Here is an 8,660-nt window from a genome sequence, read left to right as displayed (position 1 = left end):
AGTTCCTGGTCTGGCGCTTCCGCCCGATCGGCCGGAATACGGAGTTCGGGATTGCCCACGATCTGCTGATCGGCGGGGGCGGCGACCGGCTGGGCGAGGCGGGCGTGATGATGGCGCTGGTGCGCGGCGACGGGACGATCGTCGACGCCAACGCGGTGTTCGTCCGCCGCGCGCTGGGCGAGACCGAAGAGGGCATCGCCGGCCGCAACATGGCCGACCTGATCGAGACGAGCCCCGACGGCGCGGTGCGGCTGTCGCGCGAATCCGCCGAGATGCTGCCGCTGCGCGTGGTGCCCGTCGCGGTCGGCGACGACACCGCGCAAGGCAACACCGTCTTCCTGCTGTTCGACGAGGATCCCGACGAGATGACCGCCGCCGCGGCGCGCGGGGCGGCGACGGTCCATCTGCACGAATTGCTGGCCATGCTGCCGCTCGGGCTGGCGCTGCTCGAACGCGACGGGCGCTTCCTGTTCCTCAACGACGCATTCCGCCGCGCGGCCGGGCTGGCGAGCGGGGAGGCCGCAATCTATCCGAGCGACCTGGTGGCGGACGAGGACAAGGCGATCGTCGCCGACGCGGTCCACCGCTTCGCGGGCGGGCGCGCGCTTCCCGGCGATCTCGTTGTCCGCCTGCGGCACAAGCCCGAGGAGCCGGTCGCGCTGACCATCGCCAACGCCAAGGGGCTGGGCGAAGCCGCCGTGCTCCTCAGTCTGAAGGACAATAGCGAGGAATCGAAGCTCAAGCGCCAGATCGCGCAGGCGACCAAGATGCAGGCGGTTGGCCAGCTCGCCGGCGGCGTGGCGCACGATTTCAACAATATCCTGACCGCGATCATCGGCCATTGCGACCTGATGCTGATGCGCCATGTGCCGGGCGACATCGATTATGACGATATCCAGCAGATCAAGCACAATTCGAACCGGGCGGCATCGCTGACCCGGCAGCTGCTGGCCTTCTCGCGCCAACAGACATTGCGCCCGCAGGTGTTGCAGCTGCCGGACGTGATCGCCGAGGTTTCGACGCTGCTGCGCCGCCTGCTCGGCGAGACGGTCAAGCTGGAGGTCAAGCATGGCCGCAACCTGGGCCTCGTCCGCGCCGATCCGGGGCAGCTGGAGCAGGTGATCGTCAACCTCGCGGTCAATGCCCGCGACGCCATGCCGGACGGCGGTACGCTTACCATCCAGACCTATCCCGTCAGCACCGCCGACGTGCGCCGGATGCGCAGCGAGATCCTGCCGATCGCGAACTATACCGCTTTGCGCATCGCCGACACGGGGCAGGGCATTCCGCAGGAGAACCTCGCCAAGATTTTCGAGCCCTTCTTTACGACGAAGGAGATCGGCAAGGGGACCGGGCTCGGCCTTTCGACGGTCTACGGCATCGTCAAGCAGACCGACGGCTTCATCTTCGCCGATTCGGAGGTGGGTCAGGGGACGAGCTTCGTCATCTATCTTCCCGTCCATCAGGCGTCTGAAGCACCGGCGCCGATCGCGCCGCCGCCGCCCAAGGTTGAGCAGGCGGGCGACACCTGGGGCACGGGCACGATCCTGCTGGTCGAGGACGAGGCGATGGTTCGCGCCGTCGCCGAACGCGCGCTGACGCGGCAGGGCTATCGCGTGGTGACCGCGAACAATGGCGAGGAAGCGCTGGAGGTGCTGGAGGAAGGCGTGCCCGTCGACCTGCTCATTTCCGACGTGGTCATGCCGATGATGGACGGGCCGACCCTCGTGCGCACCGCGCGCGCGCAGCTCCCGGACCTGAAAGTGCTGTTCATGTCGGGCTATGCCGAGGAGCAGTTGCGCAAGTCGATCGATATCGAGCGCGTGTCGTTTCTGCCCAAGCCCTTCTCTGTCCAGCAATTGAGCGAGGCGGCGCGCGACGCGCTCGCGCCGGCGGTGTAAGCGGCGACGCGATTTCGCTTTCCGCGCATTCCGCCCGACGCTAAGGGCGCGGCGATGACCGAACCCCTGTCCGTGCTCGTCGTCGAAGACGAGCCGCTCATCGCCATGATGATCGAAGACCTGATCGATATGCTCGGCCACCGCCTGAGCGGGACGGCCGATGCGGTGGCCGGCGCGCTGCCGCTGGTCGAGCAGGGAGGCTTCGACATCGCGATCCTCGACGTCAATCTGCGCGACGGGCCGAGCTGGCCGGTCGCCGATGCGCTGCGGGAGAAGGGGCTGCCCTTCCTGCTCGCCACCGGCGGCCATGTCGCGCCGCCGCCCGCGATCCACGCCGATGCGCCGCACCTCGCCAAGCCGTTCACGCTGGACACGTTGCGCACGGCGCTGGAGAATGCGCGCAACGCCTGACCCGGCGTAAAGTTCGCCTCTTGTTCTTTTGGAACAATCCGTGTACGACGCAATCACGCGTTGAACGCGGATATGGCTTCCTCTAGCGGCTGAGGTTCGACATGGCGGCTTCCCTGAAGGTGATCGACGGCGACATGATGGGTTCTTCGGAGAGGCAGAAGGCGCTCGACGCGGCGCTGGCGCAGATCGACCGCGCGTTCGGCAAGGGCTCGGCGATGAAGCTCGGCAGCCGCGAGAAGATCGAGATCGAGGCGATCTCGACCGGCAGCCTCGGACTCGACATCGCGCTCGGCATCGGCGGGCTGCCGCGCGGGCGCATCGTCGAGATTTACGGCCCCGAATCCTCGGGCAAGACCACGCTGGCGCTGCATGCGATCGCCGAGGCGCAGAAGAATGGCGGCACGGCGGCGTTCGTCGATGCCGAACATGCGCTCGACCCGGTCTATGCCAAGAAATTGGGCGTCGATGTCGACGAACTGATCGTCAGCCAGCCCGATACGGGCGAACAGGCGCTGGAGATTACCGACACGCTGATCCGCTCCAACGCGATCGACGTACTGGTGGTCGATTCGGTCGCGGCTTTGGTGCCCCGCGCGGAGATTGAGGGCGAGATGGGCGACAGCCATGTCGGCCTGCAGGCACGCCTGATGAGCCAGGCGCTGCGCAAGATCACCGGATCGATCAGCCGCAGCCGCACGCTCGTCATCTTCATCAACCAGATCCGCATGAAGATCGGCGTGATGTACGGCAATCCGGAAACCACGACCGGTGGCAACGCGCTCAAATTCTATGCCTCGGTCCGGCTCGACATCCGCCGTACCGGACAGATCAAGGATCGCGATGACATCGTCGGCAACGCCACGCGCGTGAAGGTGGTGAAGAACAAGGTCGCGCCGCCGTTCAAGCAGGTCGAGTTCGACATCATGTATGGCGAAGGCGTGTCCAAGATCGGCGAGATCCTCGATCTCGGCGTCAAGGGCGGCATGGTCGAGAAATCGGGTGCCTGGTTCAGCTATGACAGCATCCGCATCGGCCAGGGGCGCGAGAACGCCAAGACCTATCTGCGCGAGAATCCCGAAGTCTGCGCCCGGCTGGAAAAGGCGATTCGCGCGAATGTCGCCGGATTGGGCGACGCGATGATGACGGGGCCCGACGCCGAAGAGGATTGATCGATGTCATCAGACGATGATCACACGGCAGTGTGACCGTGTGATCATTGGCTGTGGATTGCCTTTTCCGAAGAAGATGCGGGATGGAGCCGGCTCCCCGTCGGTAAGTTGGCGTATTGCTCGAAATAGCTGGAAACATGCCGCCGCGCCGTTAGCGTAGCGGCATGATCCACGCATCCTCTTCCGCCCGTTTCTCCGCTGGGCGGAGCGATCTCGTCACGCGTCGTGCGTTGCTCGGCGGCGCGGTCATGCTCGCGGGGGCATCCGCGATGGCGCCGCTCCTTGCCCAGGGAACCGGGGGCGTAGGCAAGGCGCCCCCTGCGATCACGCGCGGCGAATATGAGGCGCGGATCGCCAAGGCGCAGCGGCTGATGCGCGCGGCGGGCCTGACGGCGCTGCTGGTCGAGGCGGGCTCCTCGCTGGTCTATTTCACCGGAGTCGAATGGTGGCGGAGCGAGCGGCTGACGGGCGCGGTCATTCCTGCATCGGGCGCGATCGCGATCGTCACCCCGCATTTCGAGGAGCCCTCGATCCGCGAGACGCTCGCCATTCCCGCAGAGGTGCGCGTCTGGCAGGAGGATGAGGACGCGCTCGCGCTCGTGGCCGGGGTGCTGCGCGATCGCAAGGCGGCGGCGGGGCCGATCGGGATCGAGGAAACGGTCCGCTATTTCGCGGTCGACGGGCTGGCCAAGGCGCTGCCCCACGCCACGATCCGTTCGGGCGCGGGCGTCGTGCGCGCGTGCCGGCTGATCAAGTCGCCCGCCGAGATCGCGCTGATGCAGCATGCCAACGACATCACCATCGCCGCCTACCGCGACACGTACGCCAAGGTCGAGAAGGGCATGACCGGCGCGGATATCGGCAAGATCATGGCCGCCGCGCAACTCGCGCATGGCGCGGACGAGGCCGACGGCGGGCTCGTCCTGCTCGACGAGGCCTCCGCCTATCCGCACGGATCGCATGTCCGCCACGAGGTGCGCGAGGGAATGGTCGTGCTGATGGACACGGGCTGCAAGGTGAAGGGTTATTCGTCCGACATCTCGCGCACCTTCGTCCATGGCGAACCGACCGCCGCACAGCGCACGATGTGGACGCAGATGCATCGAGGGCAGGAGATAGCGTTCGCAACGGCGCAGGTCGGCACCCCGGCGGGCAAGGTCGACGATGCGGTCCGCGCCTATTACGAGAGCCTGGGATACGGCCCCGGCTACAAGCTGCCCGGCACGTCGCATCGTACGGGCCACGGTATCGGGCTGGACGGGCACGAGCCGGTCAATCTGGTCCACGGCGAGACGACCCCGCTCGCGCCGGGCATGTGCTTTTCGAACGAGCCCGGCCTCTACCGTCCCGGCGCCTTCGGCATCCGCCTGGAGGATTGTTTCCACATGACCGAAAGCGGGCCGAAATGGTTCAGCGTGCCGCCGCCGTCGATCGACCGCCCGTTCGGGTGAGCGCGGATCGGAGCGCCTGGTCGCGGGACGGAGCGCTGCGCCGAAGCGGACTGTTCGACGAAGACGCCTTGGCCGCGATCGATCGGTTCGCGGCGGCCTATCCCGAATCTCCGGGCATCCGGTTGAACGCGCTGCCGTCGGCCGTGTGGGACAATGCGCCGATTCGCGCGGCGGTCCACGACCTTGTCGGAACGGGCGCCCGCCCCGTTCGCGCCATCCTGTTCGACAAGACGGCGTCGCATAATTGGCCGCTCGGCTGGCATCAGGACCGGACGGTGGCGGTACGCGAGCGACGGGACGTCGCCGGTTTCGCCCACTGGACCATGAAGGATGGCGTGCCGCATGCAGAGCCGCCATTTGCCTTGATCGAACGGATGGTGACCACCCGCATCCACCTCGATCCCGTCGATGCGGACAATGCGCCCTTGCTGGTCGCGCTCGGCTCGCACCGCCACGGCCGCATCCCCGAGCACGCCATTTCGACGATCGTGGCGAGCAGCGAAATCCTGCGCTGCCACGCGGCGCGCGGCGAGACCTGGATGTACGCGACGGCCATCCTCCATGCGTCCGAACCGGCCGCCCGGCCGCGACGGCGGCGTGTCCTCCAGATCGATTGGTCGCCCGACCGTCTTCCCGGCGGGCTCGCTTGGGCCGGGGTGATGCGCGCGGCGTAGGCCCGCGCGGTGTGAGCTCCGGCGCGAGATGGCGCCCGCGTGGCGGTGGTGCCGCTTGAGCGGAGGCGCGTGCTTCCCTAAGTCGGGCGCATGACATCGACCAACGACATCCGGCGTTCCTTCCTCGATTATTTCGGGGGGGCGGGCCATCGCATCGTGCCGTCCGCGCCGCTGGTGCCGCACAACGATCCCACGCTGATGTTCGTCAACGCCGGCATGGTGCCGTTCAAGAACGTGTTCACCGGCCTCGAGACGCGGCCTTACACCACCGCGACGTCGAGCCAGAAGTGCGTGCGCGCGGGCGGCAAGCATAACGATCTCGACAATGTCGGCTACACGGCGCGGCATCACACCTTCTTCGAGATGCTCGGCAATTTCTCGTTCGGCGATTATTTCAAGGAACAGGCGATCACGCACGCCTGGACCCTGCTGACGAAGGAATGGGGGCTGCCGGCGGACAAGCTGACCGCCACCGTCTACCACACCGACGATCAGGCGTTCGATCTGTGGAAGAAGATCGCCGGCCTGCCGGACCACAAGATCATCCGCATCCCGACCAAGGACAATTTCTGGGCGATGGGATCGGACGGGCCGTGCGGGCCCTGCTCCGAAATCTTCTACGACCATGGCGAGCATATCTGGGGCGGCCCCCCGGGCAGCGCGGAGGAGGATGGCGACCGCTTCGTCGAAATCTGGAACCTCGTCTTCATGCAGTTCCTGCAGGAGGCGGACCAGATCGTCGGTGACCTGCCCAAGCCGTCGATCGATACGGGCATGGGACTGGAGCGCATCGCGGCGGTGATGCAGGGCGTCCACGACAATTACGACACCGACACGTTCAAGGCGCTGATCGCCGCCTCGGGCGAATTCACGCGCACCGCGACCACCGGTGAGAACCAGGCATCGCACCGCGTGATCGCCGATCACCTCCGCTCGGCGGGCTTCCTGGTCGCCGACGGCGTGCTGCCGGCGAACGAGGGGCGCGGCTATGTGCTGCGGCGGATCATGCGCCGCGCGATGCGCCACGCCCATCTGCTCGGCGCGAAGGAGCCCCTGATGCACCGGTTGGTGCCCAGCCTCGTGTCCGAAATGGGCGCGGCCTTCCCCGAACTGGTCCGCGCCCAGCCGCTGATCGAGGAGACGCTGCGGCTGGAGGAAACGCGCTTCCGCCAGACGCTCGCCAACGGCCTGCGCCTGCTCGACGAAGCGACGGCGGGGATGGGCGAGGGCGACACGCTGCCCGGCGCGGTCGCGTTCAAGCTCTACGACACGTTCGGCTTCCCCTACGACCTGACCGAGGATGCGTTGCGCGCGCAGGGCCTGGCGGTCGATCGCGCCGGCTTCGAAAGCGCGATGGCCGAACAGAAGGCCGCCGCGCGCGCCGCGTGGAAGGGATCGGGCGACAAGGGCAGCGAGGACGTCTGGTTCGACATTGCCGAGGAACATGGCAGCACCGAGTTCACCGGCTATTCGGGGCATGAGGGCGACGCGCAGGTCGTGGCCCTGGTGAAGGACGGCGCGCGCGTGGAAGCGGCGGGCGCGGGCGACGAGGTCGCCATCCTGACCAACCAGACTCCCTTCTACGGTGAGAGTGGCGGGCAGATGGGCGATGCCGGAAAAGCCGGCAACGACAATGGCTTCGCGGCCGATATTGGCGACACGTCGAAGCCGCTCGGCCGCTTGCACGCGCACAAGGCGACGGTGACGGCGGGCACGATCCGCGTCGGCGACACGATCCACCTGGCAGTGGACGTGACGCGGCGGACCCAGCTGCGCGCCAACCATTCGGCGACGCACCTGCTGCACGCGGCATTGCGCCACCGGCTTGGCGGGCACGTGACGCAGAAGGGCAGCCTGGTCGCGGCCGAACGGCTGCGCTTCGACTTCTCGCACCCCAAGGCGCTCACGCCCGAGGATATCGCCGCGGTCGAGGCGGAGGTGAACCGCCACATCCGCGAGAATGACGCGGTGACGACGCGGCTGATGACGCCCGAGGACGCGATCGCGGCGGGCGCGATGGCGCTGTTCGGCGAGAAATATGGCGACGAGGTGCGCGTGCTCTCGATGGGCCGCCATGTCGAGCAGATGGACGGCGATGCCGCCTGGTCGGTCGAATTGTGCGGCGGCACCCACGTCACCGCGCTCGGCGACATCGGTCTGTTCAAGATCGTGAGCGAAAGCGCGGTCTCCTCCGGCGTGCGGCGGATCGAGGCGCTGACCGGCGAGGCGGCACGGCTGTGGCTGACGCAGCGCGAGGAACGGCTGCGCGAGGCGGCGGCGACGCTCAAGACCGCGCCCGAGGAGGTGCCTGCGCGCATCGTCAGCCTGGTCGAGGAGCGGCGCCGGCTCGAGCGCGAACTGGCCGAGGCGAAGAAGGCGCTGGCGCTGGGCGGCGGCGCGGCAAAGGCCGACGCGGTCGGGCCCGAGCAGATCGCGGGCACGGCCTTCATCGGCCAGGTGATCGACGGCCTCGAGCCCAAGGGCCTGCGCGGCCTGGTCGACGAGGCCAAGGCGAAGCTGGGATCGGGCGTGGCGGTGCTCGTCGCGATCAACGAGGGGCGCGCGACCGTTGCCGTCGGCGTGACCGACGATCTGTCGGCGCGGCTGTCGGCGGTCGATCTGGTCAAGCAGGCGGTCGCGGCGCTGGGCGGGCAGGGCGGCGGCGGCCGTCCCGACATGGCGCAGGGCGGCGGCCCCGATGCGAGCAAGGCCGACGATGCGGTCGCGGCGGTACGCGGCGCGATCGCCGCGCGGGCCGAGGCCGCCTGATAACAAGAGACGGGAGAGGACGGGCATGATGCGGGGATTATCGATCGGGCTCGGCGCGCTGCTGGTGGTGTCTTGCGCCAATGCGCAACCCAGGCCGGCGGCGAGGGCCGACGATGCGAAGGGTTGGGTGCGGAGCTGGCAGGCGGTGCCGTCCGAAACCATCGCCGCCGGATCGGACGCGGCCGCCGAGCAGATGGCCGACGGGACCGTGCGGATGCCTGTCCGGCTCAGCGCCGCCGGCTCGCGCCTGCGCCTGCGCCTGTCGAACGAGTTGAGCAGCAACGC

The 8,660-nt window shown here is 68.0% G+C and carries 6 protein-coding genes and 1 pseudogene; all 7 read left to right on the top strand.

Annotated elements, in window-relative coordinates; genetic code table 11:
• A partial coding sequence (locus ACOJSF_RS02100; protein WP_420140582.1) for a response regulator occupies positions 1–1,901 on the top strand: 1,901 nt, incomplete at its 5' end.
• Between the two features lie 54 nt (positions 1,902–1,955).
• On the top strand, positions 1,956–2,312 hold the full coding sequence (locus ACOJSF_RS02095) for a response regulator (protein WP_420140581.1): 357 nt from the start codon (positions 1,956–1,958) through the stop codon (positions 2,310–2,312).
• Between the two features lie 101 nt (positions 2,313–2,413).
• Positions 2,414–3,481 (top strand): recombinase RecA, encoded by a 1,068-nt coding sequence (gene recA, locus ACOJSF_RS02090; RefSeq protein WP_420140580.1) that lies wholly within the window; start codon positions 2,414–2,416, stop codon positions 3,479–3,481.
• A 164-nt stretch (positions 3,482–3,645) separates the two neighbouring features.
• Positions 3,646–4,932 carry a M24 family metallopeptidase gene (locus ACOJSF_RS02085; protein ID WP_420140579.1) on the top strand — a complete coding sequence of 429 codons (1,287 nt, stop codon included), beginning with the start codon at positions 3,646–3,648 and terminating at the stop codon, positions 4,930–4,932.
• A complete protein-coding gene (locus ACOJSF_RS02080) occupies positions 4,929–5,606 on the top strand; it encodes a phytanoyl-CoA dioxygenase family protein (protein WP_420140578.1) in 678 nt (225 codons plus the stop codon). Before ACOJSF_RS02085 ends, ACOJSF_RS02080 begins: the two co-directional genes overlap by 4 nt.
• Positions 5,607–5,696: 90 nt before the next feature.
• The gene (gene alaS, locus ACOJSF_RS02075; RefSeq protein WP_420140577.1) at positions 5,697–8,375 is read left to right on the top strand and encodes an alanine--tRNA ligase; all 2,679 of its coding nucleotides are present in this window, start codon (positions 5,697–5,699) and stop codon (positions 8,373–8,375) included.
• A gap of 25 nt (positions 8,376–8,400) precedes the next feature.
• Positions 8,401–8,660 (top strand): annotated as a pseudogene (locus tag ACOJSF_RS02070) (hypothetical protein); the annotation flags it as partial.

It is taken from the genome of Sphingomonas sp. (assembly GCF_048594985.1).
GTDB lineage: Bacteria > Pseudomonadota > Alphaproteobacteria > Sphingomonadales > Sphingomonadaceae > Sphingomonas_I.
Note: the sequence above shows the minus strand (reverse complement) of the source record. Positions and strands in the feature narration are given on the sequence as shown.